Raw genomic sequence first — 16,224 nt, forward strand, 5'->3', positions numbered from 1 at the left:
GCCCTTGTAGCTCAGTGGTAGAGCACTCCCTTGGTAAGGGAGAGGCCACGTGTTCGATCCACGTCAAGGGCACCAGTATCCTTTCCCCGCAGCTGTAAAAATGCCCATGGCGGCGTTGTCCTTCCTCGCCGTACATGCGTACTGTCTTCGTCAGTCCGCCTTGCCCTGAACATTTTTCCATCTGCTCTGCTATCCGTCGCCCGCATCGCCTCCGCGTTTCAATACACCCGCTCGACCTTCAAGCCCTTCTGACGCAATAAATCCGGCACGCTTTTTTCTCCGACCAGGTGCAGCACGCCGATGGCGGCCAGGCTGTGCTTTTCGCGCGCCAGGAGTTTGGCGATGCCGTCGGCCAGGGCCGGGTTGCGGCCGTCCAGCAACACCTTTTGCACGAACTGCGCGGCGAACGAGGGGTCCGTCGCCGCCTTTGCCGCCAGCTTGTCGAAGGCGGCCGCGTCGGCGTTGCGCCATGCATCGGCGATCTCGCGCGCTTCCTGGCTTTGTTCCTGGTCTTCGATCGACGCCACGCCGTCTTCCAGGAAACGGCACTGCTCAAGCGGCGACATGGCGCCAAACAGCGCCATCTGGCCTTCCATCGATTCGAGTTCCACCACGGGGATCTTGCGCGCCTTGGCCTGCTGCGACAGATAATTGTCGACGGCCAGGTCGGAGCGGTAACCGAGGGTGGCAAATTCGCCGATGGCCAGCACGCTGGCGAGCATCCATGGCTTCATCGGCGCCACCGATTCGGCCGGAATGCCGTATTTTTGCAACAGCGGCGCCAGGCGCGGAGCCAGGGTCTGGCGGCAGTCGGCCGGCACTTTGCTGCCCGGCGCCTCCATGCCGTATTTCAGCACGGCGCTCACAGCCTTGCGCGGATCGGCGCCGGGGTCGATCTCCAGCGCCAGCGCCCCGGCCCGGTGCAGCGCCTGCGTTACTGTCGGCTCGAGCGGGTAAAAATCGGGCGCGCCGACATGGATGGTGCCGAACAGATACAGGGTGTGGGCCGCATCCTGCACCTTGAACAGCGCGCCGCGGTTTTGCGCCACGGGCGGCGCTTCGGCGAAGGCCGCCTGCAACGGCAGCAAGAATAATCCGCAAAACATCACTATAATCTGGCGTCGCATGGTTTTCCTGATTGTTGAATTTTTCATCTTCTCTCGCTAGCAAAGACTCTCGTGCCTGTGTCCCATCTTAACCGCTCGTCGCCGGTCTGGCTGTTTGACCTCGACAACACGCTGCACAATGCCTCGCACGCCATCTTCCCCACCATCACGGCCAATATGAACACGTATATTGCCCGGGTGCTGGGCGACGGCGTGACGCCGGCCGACGACGCCATCGTCAATGCGGCGCGCGCGGCCTACTGGCGCCGCTATGGCGCCACCTTGCTGGGCATGGTCAAGCACCATCAGGTGCAGGCCGCGCATTTTTTGCACGAGACGCACGCCTTCGACGATTTGCGCGCCATGATACGCGCCGAGCGGGGACTGGGGGCTTTACTCAAACGCCTGCCTGGCCGTAAAATTTTACTCACCAACGCGCCGCTGCGCTATTCGAGCGACGTGATGCGCCACCTGGGACTGCGCCAGCACTTTTCACACCACGTCGCCATCGAGGCGATGCAGGTGCACCGCCAGCTGCGGCCCAAGCCATCGACGCTGATGCTGCGCAAACTGATGCGCAAGCACCAGATCCGCCCTGGCCGCTGCATCCTGGTGGAAGACACCCTCGCCAACCTGAAGGGCGCAAAAAGACTGGGCCTGCGCACGGCCTGGGTCACGCAATACCTGAAAATGGCCGACCCGATCGGCGTGGCGAAGTTGCCCAAGGCGTTAAATCGCCCCGCTTACGTCGATGTCAAAGTAAAATCTGTCCGGCATTTGGCACGCCGCCTTCACCGTCTGCGTTGAAGGGGACTCCTGGACTTCCGGCTGACGCCGGAAGCTGCACCGCTAGCGGCGGTGACGGACTTCCCCATCAAGGCAGCATTTTTTTTAACGACAAGAGAAAATATGGCAAGCACACCGCCGGGCCAACGCAGGCTACAAATTCTTCAGGCCCTCGCCGCAATGCTGGAGCAGCCGAAAGGCGAAAAGATCACCACCGCCGCACTGGCGGCCAGACTGGCCGTCTCGGAAGCGGCCCTGTACCGCCATTTCGCCAGCAAGGCGCAAATGTTCGAAGGGCTGATCGAATTCATCGAGTCAAGCGTCTTCGGCCTGATCAACCAGATCGCGGAAAAGCACAGCGACGGGATGACGCAGACGCGCGACATCATCGGCATGCTGCTCAATTTCGCCATCAGCAATCCGGGCATGACGCGCGTACTGATCGGCGATGCGCTGGTCAATGAGGACGAGCGCCTGCAAGTGCGCATGAACCAGTTCTACGACCGCGTGGAGCTGGCGCTCAAGCAGGCCTTGCGCGTGGCCGCCGCCGAAGGCCATGGCAAGGAAAACGAAGTGGCGGCGCGCGCCACCCTGATCGTCAGCTTCGTCATTGGACGCTGGCACCGCTACGCCAAGAGCGGCTTCAAGATCAATCCCTCCCAGGAAGCGGCGCTGCAAATCGCCATGCTGCTGGGGTAAGTCACCGCCGCGGCTGTCCCCATGCATACCGACTGTTTCGCCCTGCTCGACGACGCCAGCACGCCCGGCGCCGCATCGCGCCTGTACACGGGCCTGACGGCGGTCTTGCGGTGCAGCGAGGGGGAACAGTGGCCGGCCCTGCTCGAAGGGCTGCAAGCGGCCTTGGAACGCGGCCAGTATGCCGTCAGCGTGTGCAGCTACGAGCTGGGCGCGCACTTGCTGGCCATGCCGCCGCGCGCGGCGGATCCCGGCGCGCCGCCGCTGGCGCAGGTGCTCGTCTTCGAACATTGCACGCCGCTGTCGCAGGACGAGGTGCTGCAGTGGCTGGCCGCTCGTACGCCAGCGGCGCAAACGCCGGCCGGCATCGCCGGCATCCGCGCCAACGTGGATCAGGCCGAATTCACGCGCGCGCTGGGGCGCATCCACGACTACATCGTGGCCGGCGACACCTATCAGGTCAACTATACGTATCGGCTGCGCTTCGACGCCTTCGGCTCGCCTCTGGCCCTGTATGCGCGGCTGCGCGCCCGCCAGCCCGTGCCGTATGGCGCGCTGGTGATGCTGCCCGATGGCGGCGCCCTGCTGTCGCTGTCGCCGGAGCTGTTCGTGCGCCATGCGCAGGGCGAACTGACGGCGCGTCCGATGAAAGGCACGGCGCCGGCGGCCCCGCCTGAACAAACGGACGAAAACGCGCGCCGCGCGGCCGTCCTGACCAATGATCCGAAAAACCGCGCGGAAAACCTGATGATCGTCGACCTGCTGCGCAACGACATCGGCCGCATCGCCGCCACGGGCTCCGTCAAGGTGCCCGCCCTGTTCCAGGTGACGCGCTACAGCAGCGTGCTGCAGATGACGTCCACCGTGCAGGCGCGTTTGCGCGGCGACGCCAGCCTGGCCGACATCTTCCAGGCCTTGTATCCGTGCGGCTCGATCACGGGCGCGCCGAAACGCCGCACCATGGAGATCATCGCCGAACTGGAACCGGCGCCGCGCGGCATCTACACGGGCGCCATCGGCTGGTTCGATCCGCCAAGCGCCGGTAGTGCCCACGCCGTGGGCGACTTCTGCATGTCCGTGCCGATACGCACCCTGGCCCTGCAGCCGGCGGGCCCTGACGGCCTGCGGCGCGGCGAGATGGGCGTGGGCGCCGGCATCGTCCTCGACAGCGACCCGCACGAGGAATTTGCGGAATGCCAGCTCAAGGCCCGCTTCCTGACGGGGCTGACCAATGACTTCGAACTGTTCGAGACCCTGCACGCGAGCCGCGCCGGCGGCTGCCGCCAGCAGGAGCGCCACCTGGCGCGCCTGGCCGCCTCCTGCGCCTACTTCGGTTTTGCCTGGGATGCGGACGCGGCCCGCGCCGCGCTGCAGACGGCCTGCGCCGCGCGCCCCGACAATGCGCCCTTCCGCCTGCGCCTGGCGCTGCGCCAGGACGGCCAGTTTACGACGCAAAGCGGCGCCCTGTCGCCCTTGCCGGAGACGGTCAACATCATGCTGGCGCCCGAGGCCACGAATGCCGACGACCTGTTCCTGCGCCACAAGAGCAGCGTGCGCGCGCGCTATGACGCAGCGTGGCGCGCGGCCGAGGCGCAAGGCGCCTTCGACATGCTGTTCTTTAACGAGCGGGGCGAGCTGACGGAGGGCGGACGCAGCAATGTCTTCGTCCTGCTCGATGGCCGCTGGCATACGCCGCCCCTGTCCTGCGGCCTGCTGCCCGGCGTGCAGCGCGCAGCCATGCTGGCCGATCCCGCCTGGAACGCGCAGGAAACCATCATCACGCGGGCCATGCTGGCGCGGGCAGAGGCGATCGTCGTGTGCAATGCGCTGCGCGGGGCGCTGCCGGCTGCTCTTATTTAAAGATCGACACGCATCTCGTAACCGCCGTAGATCATCCGCTTGCCATCGAACGGCAGCTTGGCCGGGTCCATCATCTCGGCCAGGCGCGGGTCTTTCATGACCTTGTCGTTGATTTCATCGCGCTTGGCGCGCGACTCATACACAATCCATGAAAACACCACCACTTCGCCATCCTGCAAGTCCACCGCCTGCGGGAACGAAGTCAGCTTGCCCGGCTTGACATCGTCACCCACGCACTCGCGAAATTCCAGCGCGCCATATTCGCGCCAGACGGCGCCGCAACTGCGCGACATGGCCAGATAAGCATCGAGCTTGGCTTTCGGTACGGGCACCACAAATCCATCGACATATGCCATGATGATCTCCTTTGTTGTGACAAACGCGAACAACCAGCTTAGGATAATGATGGCAAGACGACAAGCACGGCATTAAAAAAAAAGCAGGCGTTCAAGCCTGCTTGTGTATCTGCAATTTACATCGCCAGCGCTTTTTCCACCGCGCCAACGAGTTTCTTGTCGTCCGGCGTCACCTTGCTGGGGAAGCTTTCCACCACTTTACCGTGGCGGTCGATCAGGTATTTGTGGAAATTCCAGGCCGGGGTCTTGCCCGTCTGCTTGATCAGGTCCACATACAGCGGGTTCGGATTGGGGCCGGAGACGACGGACTTCGAAAACATGGGGAACTTCACGCCATAGGTGTTGTAGCAGAAATCGGCGATTTCCTTGCTGTTGCCCGGCTCCTGCTTGCCGAAATCGTTCGACGGGAAACCCAGCACCACCAGGCCCTTGCTGCCGTACTTGGCGTACAGCGCCTCGAGACCTTCATATTGATTGGTAAAACCGCAATAACTGGCCGTATTGACGACCAGCACGACCTTGCCTGCGTACTGGCACAGGTTTTGCGGCGCTTCATCCTGCAGGCGGTTGAAGGTCTGCTTGAGGATGGCGGGGCAGGCGGCCGGAGCTATGGCAGCTGGCGCGGTTTCGGCGGCATGGGCCGGCATGGCCAGGCTGGCGCCGGCGGCAAGGGTGGTAAGCGCAAACAGCTGGGCAAGGGTCTTGGACATGAGGGGCACCATGGTTGAACGGAAAAAAACCATTCTATGTCAAACGCCGCGCGCGCGTACAAGACGGACAACAACAGCGATAGCTTGAGCGACATCAACGACGGTGCAGTACTTGCCCAGCGCACAGTTTTTTTACCTATGCTCGGCCTTCCTGTCCCTGCCTTGTGGAGTTGCCATGCCCTTCCCTCACCTGACCGCATTACCCACCGCCCTGCTGGCCGCCAGCCTGCTCATCCTGGCGCCAGCCAGCACGCACGCCGCCACGACGGCCAAAGCCGCCAAGCCCGCCGCAACCAAGGACGCCCCCGCCCTGCCCGCCTACCAGGCCGATCTGAGCCAGACCACCGTGTCCGGCCTGTCCTCGGGCGGCTTCATGGCGGCGCAGTTTGCCGTCGCCTACTCGGCCACCGTCGCCGGCGCCGGCATCATCGCGGGCGGCCCGTATTTCTGCTCGGGCCAGCCGGGCCGCTTCCCGTATATTCCCTACCTGACGAATGCCCTGACCACTTGCATGAATCCGGGCAGCGCGCAAGTGGCGCCGCCCGTCGCCAGCGAATTGCTGCGCGCGGCGAACGATTTTGCGCGCGAACGTCTCATCGATGACACGGCCAACCTGAAACGCCAGCGCGTGTATCTGTTCAGCGGAACGAAAGACCAGACCGTGACGCGGCCGGTGGTGGAACAGGTGGGGAAATTCTATCAACTGGCAGGCACGCCGGCGGCGCAGATCCGCTTCGTCGACACGCTAGGCGCGGGCCACGCCATTTTGACCGACAGCAATCAGGACAAGCCGTGCGCCGTGACGGAGTCGCCGTTCATCAACGACTGCGACTACGTCCAGGCGCGCGACATCCTGCAGCACCTGTACCCGGACCTGCAACCGTCGTCGACCACCCTGACGGGCAAGCTGATCGCCTTCAACCAGCGCAGCTTCATCCAGAACGCGTATTCGAGCATGAACAATACGGGCTACGCCTACATCCCGAAAGCGTGCGACAGCGAGAGCTGCCGCGTGCACGTGGTGTTCCACGGCTGCCTGCAAACGACGCAGGCGATCGGCGACCGTTTCTATACCAGCACCGGCTACAACCAGGTGGCGGACGCCAACAAGATCATCGTGCTGTATCCGCAGGCCGAACCGAGCCCCGTCTATCCGTACAACCCGAAAGGCTGCTGGGATTTCTGGGGCTACACCAGCATCAACCCGATCGACCCGGATTTCTACCGCAAGAGCGGCACGCAGATGGAAGCGGTCAAGGGCATGCTGGACCGCCTCGCCGCGCGCCGCGGCTCGCGTTAAGCGGCCTTAGATGCCGCCCATGCAGATGTACTTGATCACGAGGTAGTCTTCGATACCGTAGGTCGATCCTTCACGGCCCAGGCCCGATTGCTTGACGCCGCCGAAGGGGGCGATCTCGTTCGAGATCAGGCCCGTGTTGACGCCGACCATGCCCGTTTCCAGGCCTTCTGCCACGCGCCAGATGCGGCCGATGTCGCGCGAATAGAAGTAGGCGGCCAGGCCGAATTCCGTGTTGTTGGCCAGGGCGATGACTTCATCGTCCGTCTTGAAGCGGAACAGGGGCGCCAGCGGGCCGAAGGTTTCCTCGGTGGCCACGCGCATGTCGTTCGTCACGTCGGCGATGATGGTCGGCTCGAAGAAGCCGTTGCCCAGCGCATGGCGCTTGCCGCCGGCCAGCAGGCGGCCGCCCTTGCCCAGCGCGTCGGCCACGTGCTCTTCCACCTTGGCGACGGCCTTCGCATCGATCAGCGGGCCTTGCGTGACGCCCGCCTCGATGCCATTGCCGACTTTCAGCTTGGCCACAGCAGCCACCAGCTTGTCGGCAAACGCGTCATACACGCTGTCCTGCACGTACAGGCGGTTGGCGCACACGCAGGTCTGGCCCGCGTTGCGGTATTTCGAGGCGATGGCGCCTTCCACGGCCGCATCCAGGTCGGCGTCGTCGAAGACGATGAACGGCGCATTGCCGCCCAGTTCCAGCGACAGTTTCTTGATCGTCGGCGCGCACTGTTCCGCCAGCAAACGGCCCACCTGGGTCGAGCCCGTAAACGTCAGCTTGCGCACGATGGGGTTCGATGTCATTTCGCCGCCGATGTCTTTCGGCGCGCCCGTGACGATGCTGAACACGCCCGCCGGCACGCCCGCGCGCTCGGCCAGCACGGCCAACGCCAGCGCGGAAAACGGCGTTGCCTCGGCCGGTTTGAGGACCATCGGGCAGCCGGCGGCCAGGGCCGGGCCGACCTTGCGCGTGATCATGGCAGCAGGGAAATTCCACGGCGTGATGGCGGCGCACACGCCGATCGGCTCCTTGGTGATGACCAGGCGGCGGTCGGGCCACGGCGATTGCAGGGTATCGCCTGCAACGCGCTTGCCTTCTTCGGCAAACCACTCGATGAACGAGGCGCCGAACTGCACTTCGCCCTTCGCTTCCGGCAAGGGCTTGCCCTGCTCGGTGGTCATGATCAGCGCCAGGTCGTCGGCGTTTTCCAGGATCAGGTCATGCCAGCGGCGCAGCACGGCCGCGCGCTCCTTGGCCGTCTTCTTGCGCCAGGCGGGCCAGGCGGCATTGGCCGCCTCGATGGCGCGGCGCGTCTCGGCCGCGCCCATCAGGGGCACCGTGCCGATATGCTCGCCGGTGGCGGGATTGCTCACATTAATCGTCTGGCCACCATCGGCATCCGCCCAGGCTCCATTCACGTAAGCCTGGTGACGCAACAAGGTAGGATCTTTCAACTGCAGCATATGGATCTCCGGTCTGGTTTGAATTATCGACGAGGGATACTATGCCACAGCGCGGCCGATTCCGCAGGCGATGGGCGGAACTACTCGACCTTGAAAGACGACAGTTTCGGGTCCGGCGCCGGGTATTCGAGTTTCATGGCCTGCAGCGTTTCCAGCAGTAGCGAGGCCACCACCAGGTTGCGCTGCGTTTTGGAATTCGATGGCACGACGTACCACGGCGCGTGATCGGCATCGGTCTCGCGGATCGCCGTTTCATAGGCGCGCTGGTAGCCATCCCACTTCTTGCGCTGGGCGATATCGTTGGGATCGAACTTCCACTGGCGGTCGGGATCGTCGAGCCGCTCCTGCAGCCGTCCCCGCTGCTCGTCTTTCGAAATATGCAGGAAGACTTTCAGGATGACGGTGCCCGTCTCGCTCAGCATGCGCTCGAAATCGCGGATCTGCGCGTAGCGGCGCTGGCATTCGGCCTTGTCGATCATGTCCTGCACGCGCGTGATCAGCACATCCTCGTAATGGCTGCGGTTGAAGATGGCGATCTCGCCCTTCACCGGCACGTGCTGATGCACGCGCCACAGGTAATCGTGCGCCAGTTCGATATCGGTGGGGCCCTTGAACGCCACGGCGCGGATGCCCATCGGGTTGATATTGCTGAAGATGGCCTTCACCGTGCCATCCTTGCCCGAGGTATCCATGCCCTGCAGGACCAGCAGCACCTTCTTTTTGTGCTGCGCGTACAGCATGCTCTGGCACTCGGCGATCTGCGCCGTCAACGCCACGGTTTCCTCGCGGTCCAGGGCCTTGCACTGGGCTGGGGTCAGCTTCTTGTTGGCCGCCTTGGTGGCCGCGCCCAGCAGGCGCTTGCCGGCGAATTCCTCGTTCAGATCAAAACCTTTGCCGGCCCGGAATTGCGTGCGCGCCTTCATGCCGCCACCGCCAGCTTGCGGTGCTCGATTTTTGTGCAATGGTCCATCACCACGTCCAGGCCCGCCGCCCGCGCCAGCTGCGCCGCCTCCTCATTGATGACGTCGAGCTGCAGCCACAGGCAGCCCGCCTTGACGGCGATGGCTTCCTCGGCGATGGGCAGGATATCTGCCGGCTTGCGGAAGCAGTCGACGATGTCGATGCGCGCCGGCGCGACAGCCGCCGCGGCCTGCGCCAGGGTGGCATAGGCGCGCTGGCCCAGCACGTCGCGCCCGGCCAGGGCCGGATTGACGGGCAACACGCGGTAGCCCTGCCGCAGCAGGTAATCGGCCACTTCGTGGCTGGCGCGTTCAGGCTTGTCGGACATGCCGACGATGGCGATGATGCGGCTGTCTTGCAGGATGCGGGCGATGTTGGGCATATTCTGGTCTATGAGGCGTGCGACATTGCCCGCCTAGCGTAGCAGATTCCCGTCCCGCCGGGAGCTAGCCAGAAGACTTAGAGCCTATCCCGGTAGGGAGCGTCTTCTGCTGGCAACGCATCAGGAGCGCGGACAAGGCGTGAGGAGGACGCGTGGCGAGCCACGCGACGACGATCAACGCAGTCCCCGCTCCTGAGGGGCGTCAGCAGGGGATGCATTCATCTACTGGGATAGGCTCTTAGCCATACGCACGGCCGCCATCTGCGCCACGAAAGCTTGCGCGCGCGCCGTCACGGCCGCGTAATCTCCCGTGGCGCCCGGGCCACTGAGGCTGCTGCCGATGCCCACGGCCACGGCGCCGCTGGCAAACCATTCCGGCAGGTTCTCCACCGTCACGCCGCCCGTCGGCATCAGCGGCGCTTGCGGCAACGGGGCGCGCAGGGCCTTGATATAGGCGGGGCCGAACATCTCGGCGGGGAAGACCTTGACGATGTCGGCGCCCGCCTGCAGGGCCGTGACGATCTCCGTCGGCGTCATCGCCCCCGGCATGGACAGCACCTGGTAGCGCTGGCACAGCGTAATCGTCTCCACGTTCACGCCGGGCGAGATGATGAACTGCGCGCCGGCCAGGATGGCGGCGCGCGCCGTCTCCGTATCGAGCACCGTGCCCGCGCCCAACAGCACGTCAGGACCATGGCGTTCGCGCAAGGTGCGCAGCACGCCCAGGGTATCGGGCGTGGTGAACGCCACTTCCAGCGCCGTGATGCCGCCGGCGATGCACGCCTCGGCGATCTGCACGGCCGCCTGCGCCGAATTGGCGCGCACGATGCCGACCATGCCCCGCCCGAGGATGCCATTGAAAACCATGTGCTTTTGCATCGGCTCTCTCCTGTCAGGCCGGCAGGGCGCCAAAGCGCACTTCCGGCAAACCGCGCACGCCCACCTGGCGCGCATGAAACAATCCGCCGGCCAGCGGTTCGCCCGCCAGCTGGACCGGGGTCAAGCTTTCCTGCGCCGTCGTGACGAACAATTCATCGTAATGCGGGCCGCCCAGGCTGACGCAGCTGGGCTGCGAGACGGGCAAGGCTATCGCCCGTTCGACGCTGCCGTCCGGCGCGAAGCGCAAGACCCTGCCCGCGCCCCACTGCGCGCTCCACAAGTGGTCATCCGCATCGATGGTGGCGCCGTCGGCGGCGCCCGGCCCCGGATCGAGCACGGCAAACACACGTACCCGGCTGGCGTCGCCGCCCAGGTAATCATCCCAGCGGTAGATCGCCTTCTTCATCGAATCGCAAAAATACATGGCCGTGCCATCGACGCTGAAGCAGATGCTGTTCGAGATGGCGATCTGCGGCAGCGGCAGCCGTTCCAGGCTCAAGTCCAGGTTGAGGCGGTAGAAGCTGGCGATCGCATCGCGGCACGGGCGCTCATCGAGCGTGCCGAAGACAAAGCGTCCCTGGCGGTCGCAGCGGCCATCGTTCAGGCGCGTCATGGGCAGGTCGCCCTCCACCGTATGCAAGGGCGTGACGGCCCCGCTGCACGCGTCAAACCACGCCAGGCGCGAGGCCAGTCCCAGCAACAGGATGTCGTCGCGGTCCGTCAGCGCGAAACAGGCCAGGCGCTCGGGCATGTCCCAGCGCTGGCGCTCCCCCGTGGCCAGCACCAGCGCATGCAGCTGGCAGCCTTCGATATTCGTCCAGAAAACGCGGCCGCTGCGTTCGCACCAGCGCACACCCTCGCCCAGGAAATTCTGCGCATCGACCAGTAATTGGGCCTGTGTCCCCATGTCTATTCCTTCTTTCAGTGAGATTCGCGTGGTACTGCCGAACCACGGCAGCCGACGAGGAAGTCCAGATCCGCGCCTTCGTCGGCCTGCGTCACGTGCTTGATGTACATGGACTGGTAGCCGCCCTTCATGGCCGGCTCGGGGGCGCGCCATTCTGCGCGCCGGCGCGCCAGCTCGGCCTCGTCGACGTCCAGGTGCAAGCGCCGTCCCGCCACGTCCAGTTCGATCATGTCGCCGTCGCGCACCAGCGCCAGCGGCCCGCCCACGGCCGCTTCCGGCGCCACGTGCAGCACCACCGTGCCGTAGGCCGTGCCGCTCATGCGCGCGTCCGAGATGCGCACCATGTCGCGCACGCCCTGCTCCAGCAGTTTTTTCGGCAATCCCATATTGCCCACCTCGGCCATGCCAGGGTAGCCCTGCGGGCCGCAATTTTGCAGCACCATCACGCAGCTGGCATCGATATCGAGCGCGGGATCGTCGACGCGCTTTTTGTAATGCTCGATGCTGTTGAAGACGACGGCGCGGCCACGGTGCTGCATCAGCTCGGGCGACGCGGCCGAGGGCTTGATGACGGCCCCGCGCGGGGCCAGGTTGCCCTGCAGGACGGCGATGCCGCCTTCGTCCTTGAATGGCTGCGCCAGCGGCGTGATCACTTCGGGATTGAAATTTTCCGCCTCGGCCACGTTGACGGCCATGCTGGCGCCCGTGACGGTGAGCGCCCCGCCATGCAATTTGCCCAGCAAGTCGCGGATGATCACGGGCAGGCCGCCCGCATAATAAAAATCTTCCATCAGGTACTGGCCCGACGGCATCAGGTTGAGCAAACAGGGAATGTCGCGGCCCAGGCGGTCCCAGTCGCCCAGGCGCATGTCCACGCCGATGCGCCCGGCAATGGCCAGCAGGTGGATCACGGCATTGGTCGAGCCGCCGATGGCGCCGTTGACCATGATGGCGTTTTCAAACGCTTCGCGCGTGAGGATCTGCGACAGTTTCAGGTCTTCATGCACCATGTCGACGATGCGCCGGCCCGTCAGCTGCGCCTGCAGCTTGCGGCGCGCATCGACGGCGGGAATGGCCGCGTTGCCGGGCAGGGTCACGCCCAGCGCTTCGACCATGCTGGCCATGGTCGATGCCGTGCCCATGGTCATGCAGTGGCCGGCGGAGCGCGACATGCACGATTCGGCCTGCTTGAATTCGTTTGAGGTCATGCGCCCGGCGCGCACGTCTTCGGAAAACTTCCACACGTCCGTGCCCGAGCCGATCGGCTTGCCCCGGTAATTCCCGTTCAGCATGGGGCCGCCAGACAGCACGATGGTGGGCAAGTCCACGCTGGCCGCGCCCATCAGCAGCGCGGGAGTGGTCTTGTCGCAGCCCGTCAGCAGCACCACGCCGTCGATGGGGTTGGCGCGGATCGATTCTTCCACATCCATGCTGGCCAGGTTACGGAACAGCATGGCCGTCGGGCGCAGATTCGTCTCGCCCAGCGACATGACGGGAAATTCGACGGGAAAGCCGCCCGCTTCGAGCACGCCGCGCTTGACCATCTCGGCCAGGTCGCGGAAATGGCCATTGCAGGGCGTCAGTTCGGACCAGGTATTGCAGATGCCGATGACGGGACGGCCATCGAAAGCGTCGCCGGGATAGCCCTGGTTCTTCATCCAGCTGCGGTGAATGAAACTGTCCTTGTCGTCGCCGCCAAACCACGCTTGCGAACGCAAGGGACGCTTGTTCTTGTTGCTGCTCATACTGTCTCCTGCGGGGAAATCAAGCCGCGCGCGGCGGCGATCAGCAGCGCACCGTGACCGGCCAGATAGTCTTGCTGCTGGTCGTCGACGATGATGCGCTTGCCATAAAAAAATCCGTGTTCTTCGATCAGCAAGCCGAGCGCCTGGCGCAGCATGGGCTTGCCCGTAATGACGAGCGGCGTATCGGGCCGCATCTGGATGGCGGTGCTGTTGCGCAGCGCCAGCAGGTCGCCGCTGAGGACGGCACCCATCAGGAAATTGGCCCGCTCATTGCATTCGATGGCGCTGAACTGGCCCAGGGTGCGCACGCTGAAGCAGGCGCGCGCCAGCCCCGTTTTTTGCGCCGCGGCCGCGCCGGCCAGCAGCATTTTCGGCACCAGGGTCTGGGCAAAACCGCCATCGACCGATTGCTTGATCAAGGTGTGCTGCGTGATCGCCTGCAGCAATTCCCCGGCGATGGTGGTGCTGCAGCCGAGGATGCGGCGCTGCTCGTCCACGCTGATCAATTTGGTATGCGAGCCGGGCATGATCAGGGTCGCCGCGCCGCGCAACTGCAGGCGCTCGAGCAGCGCGACGACTTCCGTCTCTTCGCCGCGCATCATGTCCATCGCTTCGACGTTATGCAGGCCGACGGCGCCATGCTGGTTGCGCACGCCGGGAATCAACCACAGGGGCTGCGCCAGCACGTCGGGCAAGTCCACCGCCTGCATGCCTTGCGCCAGCTGGGCCAGGCCGGCAGGCGCCGGCAGATGCGGCACTTCCTGCACACCCATGGGCGAACTGATCATGCCCGAAGCGAGCGCCAGGTCCACGGCCGACGGCGCGATGCCGGCGCTGGCCAGCACGCTGGCGATGGTGTCGCGCAGCGCCTGTTTCAGCGCGCCGTTATGGCCATCGATGGCGGTATTGCGCACGCCCGTTTCCAGCTGCGCCTGGGCGACGACGGCGCCGCCGCGCCACAGCAAGGTACGCGTATTGGTGGTGCCGGCATCGATGGTGAGTATGTTCATGGGCAGGTTGGCAGCGTCGGTAAGGGCAAAAATAAATGAGGGAAAAACTACCCCATGGTAGAACTGCCCCGCATATCTGACCAATCACTTATTTGACATCATTGATACCGGTTCGGATATGTCAAACGCATCGATATCCTGCACGCCCAAACGGTAGGCGAGCTGGAACCGCCTCACCTGTCCCGGCTGCAATTGCACGCCCTGCGCCAGCAGGGAAAAACAGCGCGCATCGGAATACAGATGACAGCTGTCCTGGGTGCTGGAAAAACGCAGGACCCGGCCGGAAGCGGGGTCGGCAACCCGCGCCGCCTCACGCAGCTGGCCGCTGCCCGTCCAGTAAAAGTCATGCCGGAATCCCGCCGATTGCGCCAGCGCAGGCCAGGCCAGGCGTGAAGCAAGCGGTGCCGGCTGGCGGAAGTCAAACGCGCTGCCTGCCACGTCGAGCGGAGCGCTGCAAGAGTGGCCGCCAGGCCAGTAGCGGTCCGCTGCCAGACGCAGCACATGGTCTCCCACTGCAGCGCGGCCGCCCTGCAGATTGAAGCGGGGCGCGGCAAGCGCAAAACGGGAAACCGCATCGGCCGTGGCGGCGCAGTCGAGGTGCAAGCTGCCATCGTCGTCAAGCCGGTAGGCCAGTCGCACCGACAGGCCGTCCTGCGCCAGGCGCAGCAGCAAGCGGCCGTCGTCCGGCGGGTCGCACCGCCAGCCCGTGGACGCGTGCGCCGCAGAGGGTGCCGCGCCCAGCACGTCGGCCAGGCGGCCATAACGGTCGGGCGCCCACCAGGCCCGCACGCTGGCATCGTGCGCGTCGATGGCCACGCGCATGCCGCGCGCATTGCGCAGCAGATGCATCATGGCGCCTGCCCGGGCGCTGGCGGCGGCCGGCTGCGCTGCTGGAATTCGCGCGGCGTGCAGCCGAGTTCGCGCTTGAAGACGGCGTGCATGTACTGCACCGTGGTAAAGCCGCAACGCACGGCCACCTCGGCCACCTGTCCCGGCCCGCGCGCCAGCAGGGTCTTGGCCGCATCGAGCTTGAAATGCAGGATCTCGTCGTGCACGCTGCGCCCCAGCTCGTGGCGGAAGTGCGCTTCGAGCGAGGAGCGCGACACGCCCACGTAATCGGCCACCTGCTCCGTCTTGATGCCCTGGCAGGCGTACTGGCGGATGAAGTGGCGCGCCTGCATCACCTGCGGATGCTGGAAGGGCTGGTGGCGCGTGGACGCGAGCACGTTCAGGCCCGCCGGCGGCACGAGGATGCGCGTGCCGGACAGGCGCGCGCCGTTGAGCATCTGGTGCAGCAAATGCGCGGCCGTGCGGCCCATTTCCTCGGTGCCCTGGATCACGGAGCTCAAGGGAATGCGCGTGAGCATGCGCGCCAGCGGGTCGTTGTCGATGCCGATCAGGGCCACTTGCTCCGGCACGGCGATCCCCGCATGCATGCACGCTTGCAGCAGCTGGCGCGCGCGCGCGTCGCTCACGGCGATGATGCCGACGGGCTTTTCCAGACTGTTGAGCCAGGCGATCTGCTGCTCCACCGCCTCGTCCCACGACGGCGCGCTGGTGGCCACGCCCCGGTACACGTCGGCGCGCATGTGGTCGCGCTCCATCAGGGCGCAAAATGCCGTTTCGCGTTCCTGAGCCCAGCGGTTGACATCGGCCTCAGGCAGGCTGAAACAGGCAAAGCGGCTCAGTCCCGCTTCCACCAGGTGTTCATAGGCCAGCTTGACGATCTTGAAATTGTCGGTCGCCACGTACGGGATGCCGGCCGGGTAATCGTCCTCGCGCGCATACGAGCCGCCCACGGCCACCACGGGCAGGCGGCTGTGCGCCAGCGCCGCGCAGACGGCGGGATCGTCGAAATCGGCGATGATGCCGTCTCCCTGCCAGCGCTCGATGCCGGGCAGGCGGCAACGGAAGTCCTCTTCCAGGAACAGGTCCCACGACACGCGCGTGGTGTTCAGGTAGGCGGCGATGCCCGCGATGATGTCGCGGTCGTAGATCTTATTCCCGTTAAACAGCAGCGCGATCCGGTGCGCGGTCGGCATCTTCATGGTGTCTCCTCCCGTGCC

At 65.1% G+C, this 16,224-nt stretch carries 16 protein-coding genes and 1 tRNA gene; 5 read left to right on the forward strand and 12 right to left on the reverse strand.

What is annotated here, in order from left to right; all coding sequences use genetic code 11:
- Positions 1–75, forward strand: a tRNA-Thr gene (locus tag JAB8_RS06080).
- A 143-nt stretch (positions 76–218) separates the two neighbouring features.
- Here JAB8_RS06080 and JAB8_RS06085 read toward each other — a convergent pair.
- Positions 219–1,088 (reverse strand): TraB/GumN family protein, encoded by an 870-nt coding sequence (locus tag JAB8_RS06085; protein WP_254679459.1) that lies wholly within the window; start codon positions 1,086–1,088, stop codon positions 219–221.
- Positions 1,089–1,178: 90 nt separating this feature from the next.
- Here JAB8_RS06085 and JAB8_RS06090 point away from each other — a divergent pair, with 90 nt between their 5' ends.
- The 3 genes from JAB8_RS06090 to pabB all read left to right on the forward strand — a co-directional run bounded on the left by JAB8_RS06090 (position 1,179) and on the right by pabB (position 4,448).
- Positions 1,179–1,913, forward strand: coding sequence for a pyrimidine 5'-nucleotidase (locus JAB8_RS06090; protein ID WP_083287249.1), 735 nt, complete (start codon positions 1,179–1,181; stop codon positions 1,911–1,913).
- Positions 1,914–2,015: 102 nt separating this feature from the next.
- Entirely contained in the window at positions 2,016–2,591 is a 576-nt protein-coding gene (gene slmA / locus JAB8_RS06095) for a nucleoid occlusion factor SlmA (protein WP_070218959.1), read from the forward strand.
- A 21-nt stretch (positions 2,592–2,612) separates the two neighbouring features.
- Positions 2,613–4,448 (forward strand): aminodeoxychorismate synthase component I, encoded by a 1,836-nt coding sequence (gene pabB / locus JAB8_RS06100; RefSeq protein WP_070288881.1) that lies wholly within the window; start codon positions 2,613–2,615, stop codon positions 4,446–4,448.
- Here the strand turns inward: pabB and JAB8_RS06105 are convergent.
- Positions 4,445–4,804 (reverse strand): DUF1428 domain-containing protein, encoded by a 360-nt coding sequence (locus tag JAB8_RS06105; protein WP_070218957.1) that lies wholly within the window; start codon positions 4,802–4,804, stop codon positions 4,445–4,447. The two genes, pabB and JAB8_RS06105, sit on opposite strands and share 4 nt — an antisense overlap.
- A gap of 116 nt (positions 4,805–4,920) precedes the next feature.
- Positions 4,921–5,514: a glutathione peroxidase gene (locus JAB8_RS06110; RefSeq protein ID WP_070219106.1), complete on the reverse strand. Its 594-nt coding sequence runs from the start codon at positions 5,512–5,514 to the stop codon at positions 4,921–4,923.
- Positions 5,515–5,689: 175 nt separating this feature from the next.
- Between JAB8_RS06110 and JAB8_RS06115 the strand changes: the two genes are divergently transcribed.
- A complete protein-coding gene (locus JAB8_RS06115; protein ID WP_070288882.1) occupies positions 5,690–6,814 on the forward strand; it encodes a poly(3-hydroxybutyrate) depolymerase in 1,125 nt (374 codons plus the stop codon).
- Positions 6,815–6,820: 6 nt separating this feature from the next.
- On the opposite strand, the gene gabD is transcribed toward JAB8_RS06115, so the two are convergent.
- From gabD to JAB8_RS06160, 9 genes are all read right to left on the reverse strand, one after another.
- Positions 6,821–8,275, reverse strand: a complete 1,455-nt coding sequence (gene gabD, locus JAB8_RS06120) for an NADP-dependent succinate-semialdehyde dehydrogenase (protein ID WP_070218955.1) — start codon at positions 8,273–8,275, stop codon at positions 6,821–6,823.
- Positions 8,276–8,355: 80 nt separating this feature from the next.
- Positions 8,356–9,198: a PPK2 family polyphosphate kinase gene (locus JAB8_RS06125; protein WP_121670809.1), complete on the reverse strand. Its 843-nt coding sequence runs from the start codon at positions 9,196–9,198 to the stop codon at positions 8,356–8,358.
- A complete protein-coding gene (locus JAB8_RS06130; protein ID WP_070288883.1) occupies positions 9,195–9,617 on the reverse strand; it encodes a CoA-binding protein in 423 nt (140 codons plus the stop codon). The genes JAB8_RS06125 and JAB8_RS06130 overlap by 4 nt, the downstream gene beginning before the upstream one ends.
- 222 nt (positions 9,618–9,839) lie before the next feature.
- Positions 9,840–10,496, reverse strand: coding sequence for a bifunctional 2-keto-4-hydroxyglutarate aldolase/2-keto-3-deoxy-6-phosphogluconate aldolase (locus JAB8_RS06135; RefSeq protein ID WP_070218953.1), 657 nt, complete (start codon positions 10,494–10,496; stop codon positions 9,840–9,842).
- A 13-nt stretch (positions 10,497–10,509) separates the two neighbouring features.
- On the reverse strand, positions 10,510–11,403 hold the full coding sequence (locus JAB8_RS06140) for an SMP-30/gluconolactonase/LRE family protein (protein ID WP_070218952.1): 894 nt from the start codon (positions 11,401–11,403) through the stop codon (positions 10,510–10,512).
- Positions 11,404–11,417: 14 nt separating this feature from the next.
- On the reverse strand, positions 11,418–13,148 hold the full coding sequence (gene araD / locus JAB8_RS06145) for an L-arabinonate dehydratase (RefSeq protein WP_070288884.1): 1,731 nt from the start codon (positions 13,146–13,148) through the stop codon (positions 11,418–11,420).
- Entirely contained in the window at positions 13,145–14,158 is a 1,014-nt protein-coding gene (locus JAB8_RS06150; RefSeq protein ID WP_070218950.1) for a 2-dehydro-3-deoxygalactonokinase, read from the reverse strand. Before JAB8_RS06150 ends, araD begins: the two co-directional genes overlap by 4 nt.
- A gap of 84 nt (positions 14,159–14,242) precedes the next feature.
- The gene (locus JAB8_RS06155; RefSeq protein ID WP_083287248.1) at positions 14,243–15,010 is read right to left on the reverse strand and encodes a hypothetical protein; all 768 of its coding nucleotides are present in this window, start codon (positions 15,008–15,010) and stop codon (positions 14,243–14,245) included.
- A complete protein-coding gene (locus JAB8_RS06160; protein ID WP_070218948.1) occupies positions 15,007–16,206 on the reverse strand; it encodes a DNA-binding transcriptional regulator in 1,200 nt (399 codons plus the stop codon). Before JAB8_RS06160 ends, JAB8_RS06155 begins: the two co-directional genes overlap by 4 nt.
- Positions 16,207–16,224: the final 18 nt, after the last annotated feature.

Origin of the sequence: Janthinobacterium sp. HH106 (genome assembly GCF_001758725.1) — a bacterium.
In the GTDB taxonomy this organism is placed as follows: domain Bacteria; phylum Pseudomonadota; class Gammaproteobacteria; order Burkholderiales; family Burkholderiaceae_D; genus Janthinobacterium.